Origin of the sequence: Streptomyces sp. NPDC048565 (genome assembly GCF_040650935.1) — a bacterium.
GTDB lineage: Bacteria > Actinomycetota > Actinomycetes > Streptomycetales > Streptomycetaceae > Streptomyces.
This window is the reverse complement of the sequence record NZ_JBEZIH010000014.1, coordinates 70,558-91,366: the sequence shown is the minus strand read 5'-3', so window position 1 is coordinate 91,366 and position 20,809 is coordinate 70,558. Positions and strand designations below refer to the sequence as shown.

The following is a 20,809-nucleotide window of genomic DNA, read 5'->3' as shown; positions in this document are numbered from 1 at the left end:
GTGGATGCCCATTCCTCAAGACCTGCTCGAGCACCTGCAAGGAGCCGCCCGCACCATGGACAGCACCGACCTCGGCGATCTCTGGGATCGCGTATTCGGAACCCAGCCCGCCCCGGAGCAGTGGCTGGTGGTCGTCACGGCCACGGCGGCGCTCATCGCGGTGGTGCCGAACCTCATATGGCGACTCTCCCGCAACGCGATCACCATCGCGCACGAGGGCGGGCACGGCCTTGTCGCTCTGCTCACCGGGCGGCAGCTGTCCGGTATCCGGCTGCACTCGGACACCAGCGGCCTCACCGTCAGCCGCGGCAAGCCCACCGGCATCGGCATGATCCTGACCGCCGCTTCCGGCTACACGGCGCCACCGCTGCTGGGGCTCGGCGGCGCCTGGCTGCTGACCAACGGCCGGATCACGCTGCTCCTGTGGCTGGCGACCGCACTCCTGGCGGTGATGCTGGTGATGATCCGCAATCTGTACGGGGCGCTGACGGTCATCCTCACGGGTACGACCTTCCTGCTGGTCTCCTGGCTGACCTCGGCCGACGTCCAGTCGGCGTTCGCGTACACCGTGGTCTGGTTCCTGCTGCTCGGCGGCGTGCGCCCGGCCTTCGAGCTGCAGTCCAAGCGCCGGTACGGCGGTGCCTCCGACTCCGACGCGGACCAGCTGGCCCGGCTGACGCACGCACCGGCCCCGATATGGCTCTTCCTCTTCCACGCGGTGTCGCTCTGCTCGCTGATCGGCGGAGGGCGCTGGCTCCTCGGGCTGTGAGAACAGGCGAGCGGGCGAGCGCGGGCGGCCGCCCCTACCACCCTTGTATTACGTGCCGGTTTCGGCCCATTTGTTCAGGATCTGGGTTTGCGCTGAGCCACTAAAGTAAGGCCCATGACCGAAAGTTCCGTGCACCCTGCCCTCTGGCCCGCCCCCCGAGCGACCGGGGCCGTCAACGCGACCGTCACCGTGCCCGGATCGAAGTCGGTCACCAATCGCGCCCTGGTCCTCGCCTCGCTGTCCTCCGAGCCGGGCTGGCTGCGCCGCCCGCTGCGCTCCCGGGACACCCTGCTGATGGCCCAGGCGCTCCGCGCGATGGGCGTCGGTATCGAGGAGGGCGTCGGCCCGGACGGCTCGGGCGAGGCCTGGCGGGTCATCCCCGCGGGTCTGCACGGTCCGGCCCAGGTGGACGTGGGCAACGCGGGCACGGTGATGCGCTTCCTGCCGCCCGTGGCCTGCCTCGCGGACGGCCCCGTCCACTTCGACGGGGACCCGCGGTCCTACGAGCGGCCCCTGCACGGCGTGATCGGAGCGCTCAAGTCGCTGGGCGCCCGGATCGACGACGACGGCCGGGGGACGCTGCCGCTGACCGTGCACGGAGCGGGCGCGCTGGACGGCGGCCCGGTGTCCATCGACGCCTCCTCGTCCTCCCAGTTCGTGTCCGCGCTGCTGCTGTCCGCGCCCCGGTTCAACCAGGGCGTGGAGGTGCGCCACACCGGCTCGGCGCTGCCCTCGATGCCGCACATCCGGATGACCGTCGACATGCTGCGCTCGGTCGGCGCCCAGGTCGACGAGCCGGAGTCGGGCGGTGAGCCCGATGTCTGGCGGGTCTCCCCCTCCGCCCTGCTGGGCCGCGATCTGACCGTCGAGCCCGACCTCTCCAACGCCCAGCCGTTCCTGGCCGCCGCGCTGGTGACCGGCGGCCGGGTCACCATCCCCGACTGGCCGGTGCGTACCACCCAGCCGGGTGACGCGCTGCGCGAGATCTTCACCGCAATGGGTGGCGCGTGCGAGCTGACCGAGCGCGGCCTCACCTTCAGGGGCTCGGGCTCGGTCCACGGCATCGACGTCGACCTGAGCGAGGTCGGTGAGCTGACCCCGGGCATCGCGGCACTCGCGGCCCTCGCCGACTCCCCGTCCACCCTGAGCGGCGTCGCCCACCTGCGGCTGCACGAGACGGACCGGCTGGCGGCGCTCACCAAGGAGATCAACGCACTCGGCGGCGACGTCACGGAGACCGCCGACGGTCTGCACATCGAGCCCCGGCCGCTGCACGGCGGCACCTTCCACACGTACGACGACCACCGAATGGCGACGGCGGGCGCGATCATTGGCCTCGCCGTGGCCGGGGTGGAGATCGAGAACATCGGCACGACGGCCAAGACCCTGCCGGACTTCGCCGACATGTGGACCGGCATGCTCGGGGAACCCTCCGGTGCCGTCGGCGTGACGGCCGGTGCGCCCGGCACCCCGGCCGGCCGGCGCGGGGTCTGAGGGCATGCGCCGCTACGGGAAGAACCCCGACGAGGACGACATCCGCGTCCGCCCCAACCCCAAGGGCAACCGGCCCCGTACACACACACGCCCCAAGCACGAGGACGCCCAGGACGGCATGGTCCTCACCGTCGACCGGGGCAGGCTCACCTGCCTGGTCGACGACCGCGCTGTCACGGCCATGAAGGCACGTGAACTGGGCCGCAAGGCCGCCGTGGTGGGCGACCGGGTCTCCCTGGTGGGCGACCTCTCGGGCGACAAGGACACCCTCGCGCGCATCGTGCGGATCGGGGCACGCACGTCGGTGCTCCGCCGAACGGCGGACGACGACGATCCGTTCGAGCGGGTGGTCGTCGCCAACGCCGACCAGCTGGCCATCGTCACCGCGCTCGCGGACCCCGAACCACGCCCCCGCATGATCGACCGCTGTCTGGTCGCGGCGTACGACGGCGGGCTCACCCCGCTCCTGGTGCTGACCAAGTCCGACCTCGCCCCCGCCGACCAACTGCTGGAGGCGTACACCCCGCTGGGTGTCCCCTACATCGTGACCAGCCGCGAGGAGCTGGAGGACGGGGACGCCGCCGACCGGGTGCGGGAGCTGCTGAACGACCGGGTGACCGCCTTCGTCGGACACTCCGGGGTCGGCAAGACGACGCTGGTCAACGCCCTGGTACCGAAGGACCGGCGACGTACGACCGGCTTGGTCAACGCCGTCACGGGGCGCGGCCGGCACACCACCACGTCGGCGCTCGCCCTGCCACTGCCGGACGGCCGGGGCTGGGTGGTCGACACTCCGGGCGTGCGGTCGTTCGGGCTGCACCACGTCGACCCCTCGCGGGTCATCAACGCCTTTCCCGATCTGCAGCCCGGCACGGAGAACTGTCCGCGCGGCTGCACGCACGACGGTCAGGAGCCGGAGTGCGCCCTGGACGCGTGGGTCGCCGACGGGCACGCCGATCCGGCGCGGCTCGACTCGCTGCGCAGACTGCTCGCCACCCGCGAGCGGCGCGAGGGAGACTGAGGCCACGACGGCGCACGCCACCGCCGAACACGCACGTTTGCGCCCTCCCGCGCCTGGTAAGGGCATAATCGCGCAAGCGCAAACGAAGCATCACCTACGTGGGAGGCACCTGACGATGGCGTGGTTGCTGATCGTGGTCGCCGGCCTGCTGGAGACCGGCTTCGCCGTGTGTCTGAAGCTTTCGCACGGATTCACCCGGCTCTGGCCGACGGTCGCCTTCTGTGCGTTCGCCCTCGGCAGCTTCGGTCTGCTGACCCTGGCCCTCAAGAAGCTCGACGTCGGCCCGGCGTACGCGGTGTGGACGGGCATCGGAGCGGCGGGGACCGCGATCTACGGGATGGTCTTCCTCGACGACGTGGTCTCCACGCTCAAGCTGGTGTCGATCTCACTGGTGATCGTCGGCGTGATCGGACTTCAGCTGTCCGGCTCGGCGCAATGAGCCCCGGCACGGGGCCCGCGGGCACCAGTGCGTAGGAGAGGGCGAGCCTGAGCGCGATCTCACAGATCAGCTCCAGCTCCGCCGGATCGCGTGGCGACGGTCCTTCCCCCAGCGCGGCCACGGCCCTGTCCCGCACCAGCGTGAGCAGCTCGACAGGCGTGGGCAGTGCCGCACCTGCGCACCTCCCGGCGGGAGGCCGCTCTCCCGGTCCGGGCAGGTGCTCGCCCCAGACGCCCGTGAGCAGGGCCTTGACCAGGACGTTCGAACGGGCCGCGCGGACCGTCCAGCGGGCGAGCTCCGCCGGCCCGTCCCCTCGGGCCCGGTCGGCGACAAGGGTCCGTTCCACGCCGGCCAGATAGCCGTCGGCCGCGCGCCGGATCAGTGCGCGGGCCAGACCGTCCTTGCTCCCGAACTCGTTGTAGAGGGTCTGCCGGGAGAACCCGGCACCGGCCGCCACGTCGACCATGCGCACGGCCGTCCAGGGCCGGGTGCGGAGCGCCGCATGCGCGGAGTCCAGCAGTGCTTCTCGCGCCGATGGCATCGTCGCCTCCCACGCCGGGGACCTGCCGGTCAGAGTCGACGCGCCCAGGGACGCTGTCAAGGGTCCGCGCGCCGCGGGAGCGGGGCCGTGTAGCCCGGGCAGGTGGCGGTGGATACTGTGACGGCATGCCCGACTACCACGATGATCTGCGCCTGGCCCACGTCCTGGCGGACGCCGCCGACGCGGCGACGATGGACCGCTTCAAGGCTCTGGACCTCAAGGTCGAGACCAAGCCGGACATGACGCCGGTGAGCGAGGCCGACAAGAACGCGGAGGAGCTGATCCGTGGGCACCTGCACCGGGCACGTCCACGCGACGCGATCCTGGGCGAGGAGTACGGCATCGAGGGCACCGGCCCGCGGCGCTGGGTCGTCGACCCGATCGACGGCACCAAGAACTACGTACGGGGTGTCCCCGTCTGGGCGACCCTGATCTCGTTGATGGAGGCCGGCGAGAACGGCTTCCAGCCGGTGGTCGGCGTCGTGTCGGCACCCGCGCTGAACCGCCGCTGGTGGGCGGCCAAGGGCGCCGGCGCCTTCTCCGGCCGCAGCCTGACGTCCGCGACCCGGCTGCATGTGTCGAAGGTCGAGCGCATCGCGGACTCCTCCTTCGCCTACGCCTCGATGACCGGCTGGGAGGAGCAGGGCCGCCTGGACGGCTTCATGGATCTGACGCGGGCCGTCTGGCGCACGCGCGGTTACGGCGACTTCTGGCCGTACATGATGGTCGCCGAGGGCTCGGTGGACATCTGTGCGGAACCTGAGCTCTCCCTCTGGGACATGGCGGCGAACGCGATCATCGTCCAGGAGGCGGGCGGTCTCTTCACCAGCCTCGACGGGGTCTCCGGACCGGGCGGCGGCAACGCGGCCGCGTCCAACGGCCTGCTCCACGACGAGCTGCTCGGCTATCTCAACCAACGGTACTGAAGTTCGAAGGCGTCCACCCTCTTGTTGAGCCCCTCCCCGGGTGCGACTCTAAAAGTCCCCCCACTTGTGAACTTGTGAATCGCCTCACGAAGAGGCTCTCGCAGATCACTTCGCCAAGGAGGTGGCTCCCCGCATGCTTGTCCGTGACGCCATGAGCACCCTGGTCCTCAGCATCGGCCCGGCCCACACGCTCCGTCAGGCGGCCCGGCTGATGTCGGCGCGCCGGGTCGGAGCAGCTGTCGTCCACGACCCGGACACCTGCGGTCTCGGCATCATCACCGAGCGCGACATCCTCGACGCCGTCGGCGCGGGGCTTGATCCCGATACCGAGACCGCGTCCACCCACACCACCACCGACGTCGTCTTCGCCTCTCCCGTCTGGACCCTGGAGGAGGCCGCCGGCGCCATGACACACGGCGGTTTCCGCCATCTGATCGTGCTGGACGGCGACGGCCCCGTGGGCATCGTCTCGGTGCGCGACATCATCAGGTGCTGGGCACCGGTGCGGCGCCCACGCGCCGAGATGACCGTCTGACCGACAGAACGGCGGGCCGGATTCCCGGGAGAGGGACCTCCCGGGAATCCGGCCCGCCACCGACGGCAAGCGCCTGGCCTAGCCGCGCAGGGCCTGGACCGCGGCTTCCAGCCGCTTGCCGAAGTCTCCGTCGGCCTGACGGAAGTTGTCGATCGCGCGCTCGGCGATGTCGTCGCGCGAGACCTTGGAGATGAACCCGGAGAGGTTGTCGATCAGCCGGTCCTTCTCCTCTTCTGTCATCAGCCGGTAGAGGTTGCCTGCCTGCACGAAGTCGTCGTCCTCGGTGTGGACCGGCGTCACATGGTTGCCGGTGCCGCCCGTGACCGGGACCGGCTCCCAGAGCGGCCGGTCCGTCTGGACCGGACCGCCGAAGCTGTTGGGCTCGTAGTTCTTCGCACCCTTGTGACGGCCGTCGTAGAGGTAGCCGTCACGGCTGTGGGTCCGCGCCTCGGTGGCGTGCGGGCGGTTCACCGGCAGGTGGTCGGCGTTGATGCCGACGCGGTAGCGGTGGGCGTCGCCGTACGCGAAGAGACGGCCCTGGAGCATCTTGTCGGGGGACGGGCCGATGCCGGGCACGAAGTGCGACGGGCTGAAGATCGACTGCTCGACCTCGGCGAAGACGTTGTCCGGGTTGCGGTTGAGCTCCAGCTTGCCGATCTCGATCGGCGGGTAGTCCGCGTGCGGCCACACCTTGGTCAGGTCGAAGGGGTTGAAGCGGTACGTGGCCGCCTCCGCCGCCGGCATGATCTGGACCTGCACCGTCCAGGTCGGGAAGTCACCGCGCTCGATGGACTCGCGCAGGTCGCGCTGGTGACTGTCCGGGTCCACCCCGGAGAGGCGGGCGGCCTCGTCGGCGGTGAGGTTCTTGATGCCCTGGTCGGTCTTGAAGTGGTACTTGACCCAGAAGACCTCTCCGGCCTCGTTGTTCCACTGGTAGGTGTGCGAGCCGAAGCCGTCCATGTGCCGGTACGAGGCCGGGATGCCGCGGTCACCGAAGAGCCAGGTCACCTGGTGCGTGGACTCGGGCGACAGACCCCAGAAGTCCCAGACGTTGTCCGCCTCCTGCGATCCGGTGTACGGGTCGCGCTTCTGGGTGTGGATGAAGTCGGGGAACTTGATGGCGTCCCGGATGAAGAACACCGGGGTGTTGTTGCCGACGAGGTCGTAGTTGCCCTCTTCGGTGTAGAACTTCAGCGCCCAGCCTCGGGGGTCACGCGCCGCGTCGGCGGAGCCGAGGTTGCCCGCCACGGTGGAGAAGCGCAGGAAGGTCTCGGTCTGCTTGCCGACCTCCGAGAGGAACTTCGCCCGCGTCCACTGCGAGACGTCCCGGGTCGGCGTGAAGGTGCCGTACGCACCGGCGCCACGGGCGTGGACGACGCGCTCCGGGATGCGCTCACGGTTGAAGTGGGCGAGCTTCTCCATGAGCGCCTGGTCCTGGACGAGAACCGGTCCACCCGGGCCGGCGGTCTCGCTGTTCTGATTGTCGGCCACCGGAGCGCCGGCCTCCGTGGTGAGCGGTCCCTGGGTCACGCGCGCCTCCTGCGTCAAATTCCGCACAGCGTCTTTCCTGTGCGGGGTGTTCTCGGCCGCGTGCACGACCGGGGCCTGTCCTGGCCAGTTCGTTACCGATCCTACAATGGACTTAGTCCAAGTCAAGCTGACATCTAAAGTCACATCGACTCGGGACTCGGGCCCCTCCACTGTTAGGCTGGGCCCCATGAGTGACCTCCTGGAACGACTTCGTGGACGTGGCTGGCGCATGACGGCACAGCGGCGCGTGGTGGCTGAGGTGCTCGAAGGGGACCATGTGCATCTCACCGCGGACGAGGTCCACGCGAGGGCCGTCGACCGCCTCCCCGAGATCTCCCGCGCGACCGTGTACAACACGCTGGGCGAGATGGTGTCCCTCGGCGAGGTCATCGAGGTCTCCACCGACCGCCGGGCGAAGCGGTACGACCCGAACGCCCACCGCCCCCACCACCACCTGGTGTGCGGGCGCTGCGGAGCGATCAAGGACGTCCACCCGGCCGGCAATCCACTGGCGGACCTGCCGGACGACGAGCGCTTCGGCTTCGCCGTATCGGAGGTCGAGGTGACCTACCGCGGCATCTGCCCGAACTGCGCCGCCACCGCCTGAGGCCGTACCCGCCCCTGCGCCGACATGGCCTCGGGGCGGGCGATGTTTGCGGGGGCATACGACAGAGGCCCGGATCCTTGGAAGGATCCGGGCCTCTGTCTTTCAGTAGCGGGGACAGGATTTGAACCTGCGACCTCTGGGTTATGAGCCCAGCGAGCTACCGAGCTGCTCCACCCCGCGCCGTTGTGATTGCAACTCTACGGTACCCGCACCGGCCGGAGCAAATTCATTCGCCGGACACCCATTCCCCCTGGACCGGCCGGCCCCTGGACCGACCCGCCCGTGGACCGGCCGGCCCTGGTCACGCGGTGAGCTCCTGATGCAGCGCCTCCAGCAGCCGGGCGGCCCGCTCGGCGACCTCCGCGGGCCCCAGCTCCACCGCACGGGCGCACCAGCGCTGCCCCTCGGTCAGCTCACCCCTGCGCGCGGAGAGCAGCGCGAGGCGCAGGGCGGCACGGCCGTGCCCGTCGTTTGCGGCGCGGCTCCACCACAGGGCCGCCTCGCGCTCGCTGCCCTCACGGGCGAGGAGCAGACCGAGGTTGAAGGCCCCGTTGCGGCTGCCCGACTCCGCGGCCTCGCGGTACCAGCGTGCGGCGCTCGCCATGTCACCGCGCGCTGCCGCGAGCATCCCCGCCCTGACCTGGGCGCGGCGGTGGCCCTGCTCGGCCGCCCGCTCGTACCACTCCTCGCACTCGGTCTTCTCCGGCATCGCCTCTCCCAGCGCGGGAGGCCCCGGCGCCGGCTGGCGCAGGTCGAGAACGCCCGCGAGCCGGAAGGCGGCCTCGGCGCTGCCGCCGCCCGCGGCGCACCGCAGATGGCGCTCGGCTTCCCGCTCATCGCCGTCGCGCAGCAGGGCCATGCCGACCTGGAGCGCGGCATCGGTGTGCCCTGCCGCCGCCGCCCGCTCGTACCAGCCGAGCGCCGTGCGGTCCTCGTCCCGTCCGGCGTGCAGGATGCCGAGGTTGAAGGCGGCGTCCACACTGCCTGCCTCCGCCGCCTTGGAGAACCAGGGCTCGGCCCCGGTCGCGTCCCCGGCCTGGAGCAGCAGCACGGCCAGCGCGTTGGCCGCCTCACGGTGCCCTGCGTAGGCGGCCCTGCGGTACCACTGCTCGGCCTGCGGGATCCGGTCCTGGGCGGCGCAGAGCAGACCGAGGTTGTACGCGCCGTTGACGTCGCCCGCATCCGTGGCGGCGCGGTACCAGCGCTCAGCGGTCTGCTGCTCACCCCTGGCCGCATGCAGGGCCCCCAGGGCGTTGGCGGCGTTGCCGTCGCCGTCCTGGGCGGCGCGCAGCCACCACACGGCCGCGCTCTCCACGTCGCCCGCGTCGCGCAGCAGGAAGCCGAGGGCGCAGGCCGCCCGGGGCTCGCCGTCCTTGGCCGCGGTGAGATACCAGCGGCCGGCCTCCTTCAGCTCGCCGCGCTGTTCGAGGATGGCGCCGAGGTGCAGGGCGGCACGGCGGTGACCGCGCGCCGCGGCCTGGCGGAACCACTGCTCGGCCTCGCCGACGCGTCCTGAGTCGGGACCGGCGACGGGGCTGTCCGGCTTCGCCGGCGCACCGGTGCCGAGCCTCGCGCGGTTCTCGCTCACGACGCGGCCGAGACCGAAGGCGTCGTGAGCGTCACCGACGGCGTTGCGCTCGATCGTGCGCGCCAGGCGGTACGCGGCCTCCCTGTGCCCCTGCTCAGCGGCGGCGCGCAGCCAGCGCTCGGCGCCCGCGTCACCACGGTGCTCCAGCAGGTCGGCCAGTGCGTACGCACCCAGCGCGTGCCCCTGCTCGGCGGACTGGCACAGCCAGTACTCGGCGCCGGGCTCGTCGCCTCGCTCCCGGAAGTGGCGGCCTAGGGCGTGCGCGGCCGCGGCGGATCCGGCGACGGCGGCGATGCGCCACCAACCGGCCGCCTCGTCCGCGTATCCCCTCTGGTGGAGGAGTACGCCGAGGTTGTTGGCCGCCGCCCGGTCGCCCTCGGCGGTGGCCGCGCGCAGGTGGACCTCGGCGCCGTCCAGGTCGCCGCGACGCAGCAGGAGGGCGCCCAGCACGCTCATCGACGCCGTGTCACCGGCGTCCGCGGCACGCCGGTGCCGCGCCTCGGTCTCATCGGCGTGATCCGTGGCATCCGTGGTGTCGGCCGTGTCGGCGGTGTCCGCCGAGCCCGCCGCGTTCCCTGCGTCTGCCGCATCTGCCGCGTCGGTGTTCCCGGCGACGTACGCGTCATCGGCCGTGTCGGCTCTCGCGGCGGCGTCGGCCGCGCCGTCGATGCCCGCGGTGAAGACATCGGCCTCGTAGGCGCCGTCGGCGAGGTCAGCGGTCCCGGCCAGGGCAGCGGCGAATGCCGCATCTGCCACGTTATCCGCCGTCCGGCCACGTCGCTGCACAAACCGCCCTGTCTCCAACAGAGTTGCCCTGTCCCCCATAAATACCATCGTCGCACCACCTGCAACCCGCGTACACCTGGTATACCGCGGCCAGTGAAGTCACTTCGGCGTTTTGTCGACATGCCCACAGAGAGACAAGTGAAACACGAATGAGTCCAACTCGTTCCCCGCGAACCGCACTTCACTACGACAACTTGAGAAAAGCCTCGCGGCACGACGAAGGCCCGGATCCCATAGGATCCGGGCCTTCACCTTCTAGTAGCGGGGACAGGATTTGAACCTGCGACCTCTGGGTTATGAGCCCAGCGAGCTACCGAGCTGCTCCACCCCGCGCCGTTGTGTTGAAACACTATCACGGCGCGGGGTCGAACTTTCTCAACTGCCCTGGTCGTCGCCCTCCGGCTTCACCGCGCCCTCGGTTCCCGAGGAGCCGCCGGATCCCTTCTTCTGGGCCGCCGCGGCCCGCTCGAGGGCTTCCTGCAGATCGGTCTGGGACTTGCCGTAGGCCTCCCAGTCCTGCTCCTTGAGCGCCGCCTCGCCGGCCGTGTACGCCTTCTGGGCGTCCGCGATGGCCTTCTTCAGCGCGGCCTCCCCGGTGGCCGGTGGCTCCGTGGTGTCGCCTGGCTCATCCGGTTCCGTCGGTGGCGTGGTCGTATCGGAGTCGACCCCGAAGACCTCGTTGAGCGCCTCTCCGAGGCTGTTCTCGAAGACGATCTTCGACCCGTACGAGGCGGCCACCTTGCGCAGCAGCGGGTAGTTCTGCGTGCCACCGCGCGTATAGACCGGTTCGATGTAGAGGAAACCTCCGTCGAGTGGCACGGTCAGCAGATTGCCGTACTCGATGTCCGAGTCCGTGCCCTTGAGGTTTCTCACGAACTCGGCGACGTCGTCGTTACCGTTGAGCTCACTCTGTACCTGGCCTGGTCCCTTGACCGTACTGGTGACTCTCAGGAGTCTGATCGTGCCGTAGTCCTTGCTGGCCGCGTCCGCGTCGACCGCCATGAAGGCGCCCAGGTTCGGGCGCCCCTTCGGGGTGAAGGTCGTGGTCAGGGAGAACTTCTGCGCGTCCTGGTCCGGCATCTTCATGCTCAGGTAGTACGGCGGAACGGACCCTGGTTCCTTGTTGGTCGGGTCGTCCGGCACCTGCCAGGCGTCACTGCCGCTGTAGAACTGCGCGGGGTTCTCGACGTGGTACCGAGTCAGCAGCTCACGCTGGACCTTGAACAGATCCTGCGGGTAGCGCAGGTGGTCCATGAGCTCCTTCGGGATGTCGGCCCGTGGCTCCACCGTGCCCGGGAACGCCTTGCGCCACGTCTTGAGCACCGGGTCCTCGGTGTCCCATTCGTAGAGCTTGACCTTGCCGTCGTACGCGTCGACGGTGGCCTTCACGGAGTTCCGGATGTAGTTGACCTGGTTCTGCTGGGCGACGACCGCGCGCTGGTTGGTGGTCAGCGAGTCGGCCGTGGTGTCACCGAGCGTCGTACGCGAGGCGTACGGGTAGCCGTTGGTCGTCGTGTAGGCGTCGACGACCCACTGGATCCGGCCGTCCACGACCGCCGGATAGGCATCGCCGTCGATGGTCAGCCAGGGGGCCACCGCCTCGACGCGCTCCTTGGGCGTGCGGTTGTAGAGGATCCGCGAACCGTCGCCGATGGCTCCGGAGTACAGGATCTGCGGCTCGCTGAAGGACACCGCGTAGGCCGCCCGGTTGAAGGCGTTGGAGAGGCTGACGCCGCTGTCGCCCTTGTAACTGGTGGTCTTCTCGCCGTCCTCCTCGTAGTCGAGCTCCTTCTGGGGCCCGCCGACGATGGAGTACTGCTCGGTCTTCTCGCCGTAGTAGACGCGCTGCTCGTACTTGCCCAGCTCACCGGTGGTGGGCAGGCCCGACTCCGTGAAGTCGGGGGATCCCGAGGGGTTGGTGCCCGTCGTGGTGCCCCGGGCCGCGATGACGCCGTAGCCGTGGGTGTACGTGAAGTGGTCGTTGATCCAGTTCCGCTTGGGGAGGCCCTGGAGGTTCAGCTCGCGCAGGCCGATGACGGTGTCCTGCTCCTTGCCGTCCTCACCCTTGTAGCGGTCGACGTCCAGCGTCTTGGGGAACTGGTAGTAGTTCCTCTTCTGCTGGAGCTGCTGGAACGCGGGCGAGACGACGTTCGGGTCCATCACGCGGTAGCTGGCGGCGGAGTCGGCGCTCGCCCTCAGCTTGGTGCTGTCGTCGGACTTGCTGGTGCCCGCGTAGTCGTCGACCTTCGCGTCGTCGATGTCGTAGGCGTCACGCGTCGCGTCGATGTTCTTCTGGATGAACGGCGCTTCCTTGGCCTGCTCGTTCGGCTGGACCTGGAATTTCTGCACGATCGCCGGGTAGAGCCCGCCGATCAGGATCGCCGAGAGCACCATCAGGCCGAAGCCGATCACCGGCAGCTGCCAGGTGCGCCGCCAGAGCGTCGCGAAGAAGAGCACCGCGCAGATGACGGCGATGCAGAACAGGATCGTCTTCGCCGGCAGATAGGCGTTGGCGTCGACGTAGCGCAGGCCGGTCCAGTTGTCCGTGGCCTTGAAGTCGCTGGACTTCACGGCCAGGCCGTACCGGTCGAGCCAGTACGCCACGGCCTTCAGCGTGACGAAGACGCCCAGGAGCACGGAGAGATGACCGGTGGCCGCCCCCGTGGCCCGTGCACCGGGGCTCGTGATCCGCAGTCCGCCGTAGAGGTAGTGGGTCAGCGCCGCCGCGATCAGCGACAGCACCACGGCGGCGAAGCCGAATCCGAGCAGGAAGCGGTACCACGGCAGATCGAAGGAGTAGAAGGAGACGTCCAGCTTGAACTGGGGGTCCTTCTGGCCGAACGGCACGCCGTTGACATACATCAGCCACGTACGCCACTGGCCCGACGCGGAGGCGCCGGCGATCAGCCCGATGAGCGCGGTGACCGCGAGCAGCACCCACTTCTTGTACGGGGCGATGCTCATCCGGTAGCGGTCAAGGCTCTGCTGCTCCAGCGACATCGCGCTCAGCGGCGGCCTGAGCCGGTGCGCGAGCCAGATGTTCACACCGATGACCACGGCCATCAGCAGCCCGAAGACGAGGAACAGCCCGATCTTGGTCCACAGGGTGGTGGTGAAGACAGACGAATAATCAACCGACCTGTACCAGAGCCAGTCCGTCCAGAACCCCGAGAACATGACGAACGCCATGGCGAGAACCGCCAGGACACCCAATGTCATGAGCAGGGTACGGACGCGCCGGGACGGGCGGCCGACTCTGATCCGTGGCCCGGTCGGGCCTCCGCCGCGGTCCGGCATCTGGAAAGCCAACGTGCGCACCTCGAAGTTCGCGGTCGTGTGGAGCGGGCCCAGCGATCGTAGAGCCCACCTATGCAACTTACTGAGGCTTTACCTAGTTCCCGTTCCCGGGGCCCAAGGAGGCAGGATATTGAGCATGCCCAACGTTTCCCCCTCAGGCCCTCCGATGGCCGCGAGTCCACTGACCGTCGCCGTCCTCGAAATCGACACCTATGCCGCAGGTCTCGGCTGGGACCAGCCGGCCAGGCTGTTCGCCCTGGTCGACACCGCCCGGCTGCGCGCCCAGGAGCCGGGCCTCGCCGCCCAGCTCGGCCTCGACGACACCGCGTCCCCGACCGCCACCCTCACCCCTGTCGAGCAGGAGGAGCTCCCCGCAGGCACCGCGCTGGACGAATTCCTCGCCACGATCGCCTGGCCCGACGCCGTGGTCGGCTGCGCCATGACGGTCGAGCGGCTGATGCTGCCGCCGTCGGCGGAGGCGTCCGTACCCGAAGGGCTGACCGACGACCAGCTGACCAAGTGGGTCGCCGAGCATCCCGACCGGCAGGAGGTGCGAATGACCGTGGCGGTGCTGCGGGACGGGACACGGGACTCCGCCGTGCGCCTGCGGGAGAAGGACTCCCCGACCGAGGTCCTGACCGGCGCGGGTCTTGTTCCCGGGCTGGCCGAGGCGCTCGCGGCCACCTTCGAGTCCTGACGTCCCCGGCGGGGGCCGGCCGCCTCAGCTCTTCGAGCAGCTCGGCAGGCCGGCCGTGTCCCCCGTACGGATCTTCTCCAGGGACTTCTTGGCGTCGGCGAGCGTCTTCACCCTCACGAGGGTGAGGCCGCTCGGCGTGTCGGACGCCGCGGCGGCGCAGTTCTCGTCCGGGGTCAGGAAGTACCGGGCGCCTCCGTCGCGCGCGCCGACCAGCTTCATGTTGATCCCGCCGATGGGACCCACCTTGCCGTTGTCGTCGATGGTGCCGGTGCCGGCGATGAACTTTCCGCCCGTCAGCTTTCCGGGCGTCAGCTTGTCGATGATGCCGAGCGAGAACATCAGTCCGGCGCTCGGGCCGCCGACATCGGCCAGCTTGATGTCGATCTCGAACGGGAACGTGTGGTCCGTCCCGGCCTGGATCCCCACGATGGCCCGGTCACCGGAACCGTTCGAGGGGTCCGCGGGAGCCTTGCGCGTGGTGAGGGTGATGTCGTGGGAGCCCTTGGGCTCCTTGCCCGCCTTCTCGGCGGCGGCCGCGGTCCTGGCCGGGATCACCGTGAAGACGACGTCCTCGCCCGGCGTGTGCTTCGTGACGAGCTTGGCGACGTCCTCCGGCTGCTTCACCGCCGTGCCGTCGACCGCCTTGATCACATCGCCTGCGTGCAGCACGCCCTCGGCGGCACTGTCCTTGACGACCGTGGAGACCACCACGCGCGAGGTGACGGGGATCTTCAGCTCCTCCAGAGCGGCGACCTTCGCGCTCTCCTGGGACTGGCTGAACTCCTCGGCGTTCTCCTGGGTCGACTGCTCCTCGGTCTTGCCGTCCGGGTAGAGCGTGTCGTGGGGGACGACCACGCTGTCGTGGGCGAGCCAGCCGTAGACGGCCTCGACGATGTTCATGTCGAAGTCCGCGCCCGTGACGCGCACCGTCGTCATGTTGAGGTTGCCGGACGTCGGATACGTCTTGCGGCCGCTGATGTGCAGGACCGGCTCGCCACGGGCGTCGCCGAGCGTGTTCACGGTCGGGCCGGGCGACATCTCCGAATACGGCACGCGGATCAACACGCCTGCGCAGAGCAGCGCGATCAGGATGAGGGTGGAGGCGAGCATCGTCGCGGTGCGGCGTGGCATGGAACGACAGTACGGGAACAGCCTGTCAGTGCACCGTCGGGGCCGGTCCGTACGAGGCGGACGGGCGGTGAGGTCCGAAAGGACCGGGAGGCGTCGCGGATTCGCTCGCTGCGTGGACTGCGCCTACGGGGAGCGGGTGCGTTGGAGCGGGTGCGTTGGAGCGGGTGCGTTGCGGTGTTGGCAACTGCGTACAGCTGCTCGGGTCTCAGAGCGCCTCGGAACCGGAGTGCGACTTCTCCATCGCTTCACGGAACCTGGCGTAGCCGGCGAGTTCGGTACCGTCGCCGATCGTTCGGTTACGGGCTGCCCACCCTCCCCATATCGCTGCACCGAGAGCAGCTATGAGTGGAATCAACAGCCACGCGAGTGCTGCCATCACGACCTCCCTACCCCATGAGCGACCGCAACTGACGATCAGCAGATTAACCACCTGGAGGACCAACGCTCACGGCAGGGGTGCGGTTACGCAAATCGGGGCTGATGCCCCTGGGGGCGGTTTGCGCTCAGCAGGCGCCGACCCACTCCTCCGTACCGTCGGAGAAACGCTGGTGCTTCCAGATCGGGACCTCGCGCTTGAGGTCGTCGATCAGCTTGCGGCAGGCCGCGAAGGCCTCACCCCGATGGGCGCAGGACACGGCGACGACCACCGCCAGATCGCCCACGGACAGTTCACCCACCCGGTGGACGGCGGCCAGCGCCCGCACCGGGTACTCCGCCACGACCTTCTCGGCCACCCTGCGCAGCTCGTCGCCGGCCGTCGGGTGACAGGAGTATCCGAGGGAGCCGACGTCCTGTCCCCCGTCGTGATTGCGCACCGTGCCGACGAAGAGCGACGTGCCTCCCGCGGTGTCGTCACCGACCGCGCGGAAGATCTCGTCGACGGACAGCGGCGTGTCGCGGATGTCCAGCAGCCGGATGGGGTCCTGGGCCGCGTGCTCGCCGGGGTGATCGTGGGTGCGTGCCATGGGGCCATCGTGCCGCACGCCGCACGCTCCCCGTAATAGCGGTTTCGACCGGTGCCTCACCGGCCGGCTTGGAGCCTTCTACCAGGCAGAGGCCTGACCGCGGCCCCGCTAGAAGCGCCGGCGCGCCTTGCGGGCCCGCCGTACGAGCGCCGCGGTGCCGAGCAGTGCCACGGTCGCACCCGCCGCGCCCGCCGCCGTGGCGTCCTTGCGTCCCAGTCGCCGGCCGGCGACCGTGTGGCGTCCTTCCACCTCTTCCAGGAGCGCTGCCAGGACCTCCTCGTTGGTCCAGCGGGGGCGCCATCCCGCGTCGTGCAGCCGGCTCACACTGACCACCCAGGGGTGCATCGTGTAGGCGAGGTCGCCCGCCGGTGACGGTGTGAGGCCGATCCGGTGCAGCCTGGCCGCCGCACCGAGGGCAACGGCGGAGGGCAGCTCCATGCGGCGCACACCGGAGAGCTCCTCCACCTCCTCCTGTTCGAGCCAGCCGTCGCAGCCGACCGCGAACTCCCCCTCGATCTTTTCGAGAGCCGCGTACTCCAGGGCGCTGACCAGGTCGTCGACGTGACAGAACTGCCAGGCGGGGCGGGAGCCGGCTACGACCAGGAGCCTGGGCGACTCGAAGTACCGGGTGAGCGCCGTGTCCGTACCCCCGACCAGGACGGTGGGACGCACGACCGTGACGTTGAGGCCGGGGTGGGCGCGGGGTGCGCGGCGGCCGAGCCGTTCGATCTCCAGCAGGTCGCCGACACCGGTGGCCTCAGCGGTGGCCCGCAGTTCCGCGTCCTCGGAGAGCGGGATGTCGTTGTCGGGCAGAGCGCCGTAGACCATCGCCGATGTGCACAGCACGACCCGGTGGACACCCACGGCCGCCGCGGCCGTCAGCACGGTCTGGGTACCGCGCACGTTGTACGCGGTACGGGCGGCGGGATCGGTCTCCAGGTCGAGGTCGAGCGCCAGGTGCACGACGACGTCCGCGCCGCGCAGTTTCTCGGCGATGGCGGGGTCCCGCACGTCCAGGATGTGCCACGTCGCCTCGGGGACGTCCCCGCGGCGTTCGTCCATGGCGATGACCTGCTTGATCCGGTCGGATGCTGCGAGATGGGCGGTGAGCAGCTCACCCACGCCGCTCGCGGCACCGGTGACCGCGACGACGGGGCCGCGACTTCGGGAAGAATTTTTCGTGGGCTTGCTTTCGGGCGAGGGGTCGGCCAGGTTTCGCGCTGCGCGAACCTGCGGATCTGGGGAACTCACCGGGCGTCTCCAGCGGTTGTCTTCAGTACGTACCCGAATGACGCGTACGTACCAGGTGGCGTCCATCCTGCCGCAGGCCGGGAGCCGGCGGAGCACTGAGGGCCCGAGCGGGCTTCGGTGTCTACGCTGGATGGTGATGTCGGGCAGCCGCCGTCGGTTCCAGCCGGCGGCCCTACGAGCCGAGGAAACCCGTGAGTGACACCCCATTCGGATTCGGCCTTCCGCCGGAGGAGCCGGAAGACGGCGACGAGGGCAAGAAGAAGGACCCCACCGGTGGTGGGCAGGGCTCGGGCGGGCCGGCGAACCCGTTCGGCATCGGGCCGGGCGCGGGCGGGGACAACCCGTTCGCGGCGATGTTCGGTTCGATGAACCCGAACGACCTGGGTGCGGCCTTCCAGCAGCTCGGCCAGATGCTGAGCTACGAGGGCGGCCCGGTCAACTGGGACATGGCCAAGCAGATCGCCCGCCAGACGGTGTCGCAGGGCACCACGGACGGCAGCAAGGACGCGAGCGTCGGACCCACGGAGCGGGCCTCCGTCGACGAGGCGCTCCGTCTCGCCGACCTCTGGCTGGACGGCGTGACCTCGCTGCCGTCGGGCTCCGTGTCGACGGTGGCGTGGAGCCGCGCCGAGTGGGTCGAGGCCTCGCTGCCCGCGTGGCAGCAGCTGGTCGACCCGGTGGCCGAGCGTGTCGGCCTCGCCATGGGCGATGTCCTGCCGGAGGAGATGCAGGCCATGGCCGGCCCGCTGATCGGCATGATGCGGTCCATGGGCGGCGCCATGTTCGGCCAGCAGATCGGCCAGGCCGTCGGCACGCTCGCCGGTGAGGTCGTCGGCTCGACCGACATCGGCCTTCCGCTGGCGCCGGCCGGCAAGGCCGCGCTGCTTCCGCTGAACGTCGAGCGGTTCGGCAAGGACCTGAGCGTGCCGCAGGACGAGGTGCGGCTGTATCTGGCGCTGCGCGAGGCGGCCCACCAGCGGCTCTTCGCGCACGTCCCGTGGCTGCGCTCGCATCTGTTCGGCGCGGTCGAGGCCTATGCGCGCGGCATCAAGGTCGACACCAGCAAGCTGGAGGACGTCGTCGGGCAGTTCGACCCCTCGCAGCCCGAGCAGCTCCAGGACGCTCTTCAGCAGGGCATGTTCCAGCCGGAGGACACCCCGGAGCAGAAGGCGTCACTGGCCCGTCTGGAGACCGCTCTCGCCCTCGTCGAGGGCTGGGTGGACGCGGTGGTGCACGAGGCCGCGAAGTCCCGGCTGACCTCGGCGGACGCCCTGCGCGAGACGATGCGCAGGCGCCGCGCCTCAGGCGGTCCCGCCGAGCAGACCTTCGCCACGCTCATCGGGCTCCAGCTGCGGCCGCGCCGACTGCGCGACGCCTCCCGGCTGTGGGCCTCGCTCACTGACGCCCGGGGCGTCGACGGCCGTGACGGCCTGTGGGAGCACCCGGACATGCTGCCGACGGCCAGGGACCTGGACGACCCGGACGGGTTCGTCCACCACGAGCAGCTGGACTTCTCCGAGCTGGACAAGATGCTCGGAGAGGCGGCGAAGGGCCCGCAGAAGCCCGACGCCGAGGAGGAGAGCGAGGACGGGCCCGGCGACGAAGGCCCGGAGGGCCCGAAGGACGACGGCAAGGACGACTCCGGCCGGTGAGCCTGCACGACGACGCGATCTCGGTACTCAAGAGCTACGACGACGGCGACGCGGCCCAGGCCGAGCTGCGCCGGACGTATCTGACCCATCTGGCCGAGCACCCCGACGGCATGTGGAAAGCGTGCGGGGCGGGGCATCTGACCGCCAGCGCGCTGGTGATCGACCCCGAGCGCGGCAGGGTCCTGCTGACGCTGCACAGGAAGCTGCGGATGTGGCTGCAGATGGGCGGGCACTGCGAGCCCCAGGACACCACCCTGGCGGCGGCGGCCCTGCGCGAGGCCACGGAGGAGTCGGGGATCCCCGGGCTCATCCTGCTGCCGGGCGGGCCCGTGCGGCTCGACCGCCATCCCATCCCGGCGCCCTGCCACTGGCACCTCGATGTGCAGTACGCGGCGACGGCATCTGCCGGGGCGGTGGAGCGCATCAGCGAAGAGTCGCTCGATCTGCGCTGGTTCCCCTACGACGAGGTGGCTGGGGTGGCCGACGCCTCGGTCGGGCGGCTTCTTGCGAGCACCCGTGCACGGCTGGATCAGGGCGGCCTCTAGGGCGCGTTTCGAAAGTAGCGCCGTCCGCCCGAAGGGCGGGCCCGCCGGCGTCCGGTGCGTGCGATCGCAAGGCGGAGGGTCGCCCCGATACTGGGTGTATCGGGGCGATCCCGACAACGCGGCGAGCGTGCGTGCCAGGCGTCGCCGGGCAGGCGGGACTTTCGAAACACGCCCTAGACGTATCGGCGGGTGAGGGGCGGGCTCCCGTGGGAGACCGCCCCTCGTGTCCGCGCCCGGTCCGAGCGGGCGGCCCGGTCCGAGCGGGCGGCTCGCGGTTCAGTTCCAGGCGTTGTTCTGGTTCTGGCCGTGCGCGCCCTGCTGCCCCATACCGAACTGGGCCGCGGCCCCCGAGCCGATCTGGGCGCTCTGCGGCGGCAGCACCTCGCTCGGCTGGACGAGGGCGAAGCCCTGGCCGAGGAAGCTCAGCTCCCAGCCCTCCCCCGTGTTGCCACGGCGCCGGAAGACGCCGGAGGAGTGGGTCTGGGCCTGCATCTGCACCCGCAGCCCGCTCGACCAGGCGACGATCGCGTCGGCGTCGGCATTGACGTACTTGTCGGGGGTGACCTGGATCGACAGCGGCCGGCCCGAGGTCATCAGCGCGACCTTGCCTTCCCCGGTGATGCTGAGCTGGTACTTGCCGGTGCCGGAGACCCCGTACTGGCTGTCCACCGCGATGACCTCGGTGTGCAGCGAGGAGTCCAGCGCGAGGACGTAGGCGCTGTCGACCGTCATGCCCTCGTGGTCGACGTCCACCACATGGATGTACTGCGCGAGGTTGGCCAGATAGACCGTGCCCTGCCCGGAGCAGCGCATGAGGTCGAGGCCCTCACCGGTGCTCCTGCGGGCCTGGCGCTGGCCGTGCGACTGGTACTCCCCGTCGAACTCCATGAGTCCCTGGTAGGCGACCATCGCGCCCTTGCGGGCCAGGACGTCGTCGTGGCCGGCCAGCGCGACCCGCAGGAGCTGCGGATTCTGGACGGTGTAGCGGTCCTGCGACTGCTGTTCGGTGTAGCTGAAAAGCGGACTCTGCATGAT

19 protein-coding genes and 2 tRNA genes are annotated in these 20,809 nt (G+C 70.1%); 10 read left to right on the top strand and 11 right to left on the bottom strand.

Annotated elements, in window-relative coordinates:
* Positions 1 to 55 precede the first annotated feature (55 nt).
* The 4 genes from AB0C75_RS18650 (at position 56) to AB0C75_RS18635 (ending at position 3,723) form a co-directional block, all read left to right on the top strand.
* The gene (locus tag AB0C75_RS18650; protein WP_362892056.1) at positions 56 to 769 is read left to right on the top strand and encodes a M50 family metallopeptidase; all 714 of its coding nucleotides are present in this window, start codon (positions 56 to 58) and stop codon (positions 767 to 769) included.
* A gap of 114 nt (positions 770 to 883) precedes the next feature.
* A complete protein-coding gene (gene aroA, locus AB0C75_RS18645) occupies positions 884 to 2,263 on the top strand; it encodes a 3-phosphoshikimate 1-carboxyvinyltransferase (protein ID WP_362892054.1) in 1,380 nt (459 codons plus the stop codon).
* A 4-nt stretch (positions 2,264 to 2,267) separates the two neighbouring features.
* Positions 2,268 to 3,284 (top strand): ribosome small subunit-dependent GTPase A, encoded by a 1,017-nt coding sequence (rsgA, locus tag AB0C75_RS18640; protein ID WP_362892052.1) that lies wholly within the window; start codon positions 2,268 to 2,270, stop codon positions 3,282 to 3,284.
* 115 nt (positions 3,285 to 3,399) lie between these two features.
* Positions 3,400 to 3,723 carry a multidrug efflux SMR transporter gene (locus tag AB0C75_RS18635; protein WP_362892050.1) on the top strand — a complete coding sequence of 108 codons (324 nt, stop codon included), beginning with the start codon at positions 3,400 to 3,402 and terminating at the stop codon, positions 3,721 to 3,723.
* Here AB0C75_RS18635 and AB0C75_RS18630 read toward each other — a convergent pair.
* On the bottom strand, positions 3,653 to 4,264 hold the full coding sequence (locus AB0C75_RS18630) for a TetR/AcrR family transcriptional regulator (RefSeq protein ID WP_362892048.1): 612 nt from the start codon (positions 4,262 to 4,264) through the stop codon (positions 3,653 to 3,655). The two genes, AB0C75_RS18635 and AB0C75_RS18630, sit on opposite strands and share 71 nt — an antisense overlap.
* Before the next feature lie 125 nt (positions 4,265 to 4,389).
* On the opposite strand from AB0C75_RS18630, the gene hisN reads away from it, so the two are divergent.
* Together hisN and AB0C75_RS18620 are read left to right on the top strand one after the other, a co-directional pair.
* A complete protein-coding gene (gene hisN / locus AB0C75_RS18625; protein ID WP_362892046.1) occupies positions 4,390 to 5,190 on the top strand; it encodes a histidinol-phosphatase in 801 nt (266 codons plus the stop codon).
* 133 nt (positions 5,191 to 5,323) lie between these two features.
* Positions 5,324 to 5,725, top strand: a complete 402-nt coding sequence (locus tag AB0C75_RS18620) for a CBS domain-containing protein (protein WP_362892044.1) — start codon at positions 5,324 to 5,326, stop codon at positions 5,723 to 5,725.
* Between the two features lie 78 nt (positions 5,726 to 5,803).
* Here the strand turns inward: AB0C75_RS18620 and AB0C75_RS18615 are convergent, their stop codons facing one another.
* Positions 5,804 to 7,273, bottom strand: coding sequence for a catalase (locus AB0C75_RS18615; RefSeq protein WP_362892230.1), 1,470 nt, complete (start codon positions 7,271 to 7,273; stop codon positions 5,804 to 5,806).
* Positions 7,274 to 7,442: 169 nt separating this feature from the next.
* On the opposite strand from AB0C75_RS18615, the gene AB0C75_RS18610 reads away from it, so the two are divergent.
* Positions 7,443 to 7,862, top strand: a complete 420-nt coding sequence (locus AB0C75_RS18610) for a Fur family transcriptional regulator (protein ID WP_362892042.1) — start codon at positions 7,443 to 7,445, stop codon at positions 7,860 to 7,862.
* Between the two features lie 106 nt (positions 7,863 to 7,968).
* Here AB0C75_RS18610 and AB0C75_RS18605 read toward each other — a convergent pair.
* From AB0C75_RS18605 to AB0C75_RS18590, 4 genes are all read right to left on the bottom strand, one after another.
* A tRNA-Met gene (locus AB0C75_RS18605) sits at positions 7,969 to 8,042 on the bottom strand.
* Between the two features lie 121 nt (positions 8,043 to 8,163).
* Positions 8,164 to 10,284, bottom strand: a complete 2,121-nt coding sequence (locus AB0C75_RS18600) for a sel1 repeat family protein (RefSeq protein WP_362892040.1) — start codon at positions 10,282 to 10,284, stop codon at positions 8,164 to 8,166.
* A 211-nt stretch (positions 10,285 to 10,495) separates the two neighbouring features.
* A tRNA-Met gene (locus tag AB0C75_RS18595) sits at positions 10,496 to 10,569 on the bottom strand.
* A 42-nt stretch (positions 10,570 to 10,611) separates the two neighbouring features.
* A complete protein-coding gene (locus AB0C75_RS18590; RefSeq protein WP_362892228.1) occupies positions 10,612 to 13,533 on the bottom strand; it encodes a UPF0182 family protein in 2,922 nt (973 codons plus the stop codon).
* A gap of 136 nt (positions 13,534 to 13,669) precedes the next feature.
* Here AB0C75_RS18590 and AB0C75_RS18585 point away from each other — a divergent pair, with 136 nt between their 5' ends.
* A complete protein-coding gene (locus AB0C75_RS18585) occupies positions 13,670 to 14,230 on the top strand; it encodes a PPA1309 family protein (RefSeq protein WP_362892038.1) in 561 nt (186 codons plus the stop codon).
* A gap of 24 nt (positions 14,231 to 14,254) precedes the next feature.
* On the opposite strand, the gene AB0C75_RS18580 is transcribed toward AB0C75_RS18585, so the two are convergent.
* The 4 genes from AB0C75_RS18580 to AB0C75_RS18565 all read right to left on the bottom strand — a co-directional run bounded on the left by AB0C75_RS18580 (position 14,255) and on the right by AB0C75_RS18565 (position 17,577).
* Complete coding sequence (locus AB0C75_RS18580; protein WP_362892036.1) at positions 14,255 to 15,361, bottom strand: PDZ domain-containing protein; 1,107 nt, start codon at positions 15,359 to 15,361, stop codon at positions 14,255 to 14,257.
* A gap of 205 nt (positions 15,362 to 15,566) precedes the next feature.
* A complete protein-coding gene (locus AB0C75_RS18575; protein ID WP_362892034.1) occupies positions 15,567 to 15,737 on the bottom strand; it encodes a hypothetical protein in 171 nt (56 codons plus the stop codon).
* Positions 15,738 to 15,864: 127 nt separating this feature from the next.
* A complete protein-coding gene (locus tag AB0C75_RS18570) occupies positions 15,865 to 16,326 on the bottom strand; it encodes a molybdenum cofactor biosynthesis protein MoaE (RefSeq protein ID WP_362892032.1) in 462 nt (153 codons plus the stop codon).
* Between the two features lie 108 nt (positions 16,327 to 16,434).
* Positions 16,435 to 17,577, bottom strand: a complete 1,143-nt coding sequence (locus AB0C75_RS18565) for an SDR family oxidoreductase (protein WP_362892030.1) — start codon at positions 17,575 to 17,577, stop codon at positions 16,435 to 16,437.
* Between the two features lie 191 nt (positions 17,578 to 17,768).
* Here AB0C75_RS18565 and AB0C75_RS18560 point away from each other — a divergent pair, with 191 nt between their 5' ends.
* Positions 17,769 to 19,229, top strand: a complete 1,461-nt coding sequence (locus AB0C75_RS18560; protein WP_362892028.1) for a zinc-dependent metalloprotease — start codon at positions 17,769 to 17,771, stop codon at positions 19,227 to 19,229.
* A complete protein-coding gene (locus AB0C75_RS18555; RefSeq protein ID WP_362892026.1) occupies positions 19,226 to 19,774 on the top strand; it encodes an NUDIX hydrolase in 549 nt (182 codons plus the stop codon). The genes AB0C75_RS18560 and AB0C75_RS18555 overlap by 4 nt, the downstream gene beginning before the upstream one ends.
* A gap of 276 nt (positions 19,775 to 20,050) precedes the next feature.
* On the opposite strand, the gene AB0C75_RS18550 is transcribed toward AB0C75_RS18555, so the two are convergent.
* A complete protein-coding gene (locus tag AB0C75_RS18550) occupies positions 20,051 to 20,806 on the bottom strand; it encodes an AIM24 family protein (RefSeq protein WP_362892024.1) in 756 nt (251 codons plus the stop codon).
* Between the last annotated feature and the right edge of the window lie 3 nt (positions 20,807 to 20,809).

Coding starts and splice junctions, on each gene's coding strand:
- AB0C75_RS18650 (WP_362892056.1), top strand. CDS start 56: ATGGACAGCACCGACCTCGGCGATCTCTGGGATCGCGTATTCGGAACC.
- aroA (WP_362892054.1), top strand. CDS start 884: ATGACCGAAAGTTCCGTGCACCCTGCCCTCTGGCCCGCCCCCCGAGCG.
- rsgA (WP_362892052.1), top strand. CDS start 2,268: ATGCGCCGCTACGGGAAGAACCCCGACGAGGACGACATCCGCGTCCGC.
- AB0C75_RS18635 (WP_362892050.1), top strand. CDS start 3,400: ATGGCGTGGTTGCTGATCGTGGTCGCCGGCCTGCTGGAGACCGGCTTC.
- AB0C75_RS18630 (WP_362892048.1), bottom strand. CDS start 4,264: ATGCCATCGGCGCGAGAAGCACTGCTGGACTCCGCGCATGCGGCGCTC.
- hisN (WP_362892046.1), top strand. CDS start 4,390: ATGCCCGACTACCACGATGATCTGCGCCTGGCCCACGTCCTGGCGGAC.
- AB0C75_RS18620 (WP_362892044.1), top strand. CDS start 5,324: ATGCTTGTCCGTGACGCCATGAGCACCCTGGTCCTCAGCATCGGCCCG.
- AB0C75_RS18610 (WP_362892042.1), top strand. CDS start 7,443: ATGAGTGACCTCCTGGAACGACTTCGTGGACGTGGCTGGCGCATGACG.
- AB0C75_RS18600 (WP_362892040.1), bottom strand. CDS start 10,284: ATGGTATTTATGGGGGACAGGGCAACTCTGTTGGAGACAGGGCGGTTT.
- AB0C75_RS18590 (WP_362892228.1), bottom strand. CDS start 13,533: ATGCCGGACCGCGGCGGAGGCCCGACCGGGCCACGGATCAGAGTCGGC.
- AB0C75_RS18585 (WP_362892038.1), top strand. CDS start 13,670: ATGCCCAACGTTTCCCCCTCAGGCCCTCCGATGGCCGCGAGTCCACTG.
- AB0C75_RS18580 (WP_362892036.1), bottom strand. CDS start 15,361: ATGCCACGCCGCACCGCGACGATGCTCGCCTCCACCCTCATCCTGATC.
- AB0C75_RS18575 (WP_362892034.1), bottom strand. CDS start 15,737: ATGGCAGCACTCGCGTGGCTGTTGATTCCACTCATAGCTGCTCTCGGT.
- AB0C75_RS18570 (WP_362892032.1), bottom strand. CDS start 16,326: ATGGCACGCACCCACGATCACCCCGGCGAGCACGCGGCCCAGGACCCC.
- AB0C75_RS18550 (WP_362892024.1), bottom strand. CDS start 20,806: ATGCAGAGTCCGCTTTTCAGCTACACCGAACAGCAGTCGCAGGACCGC.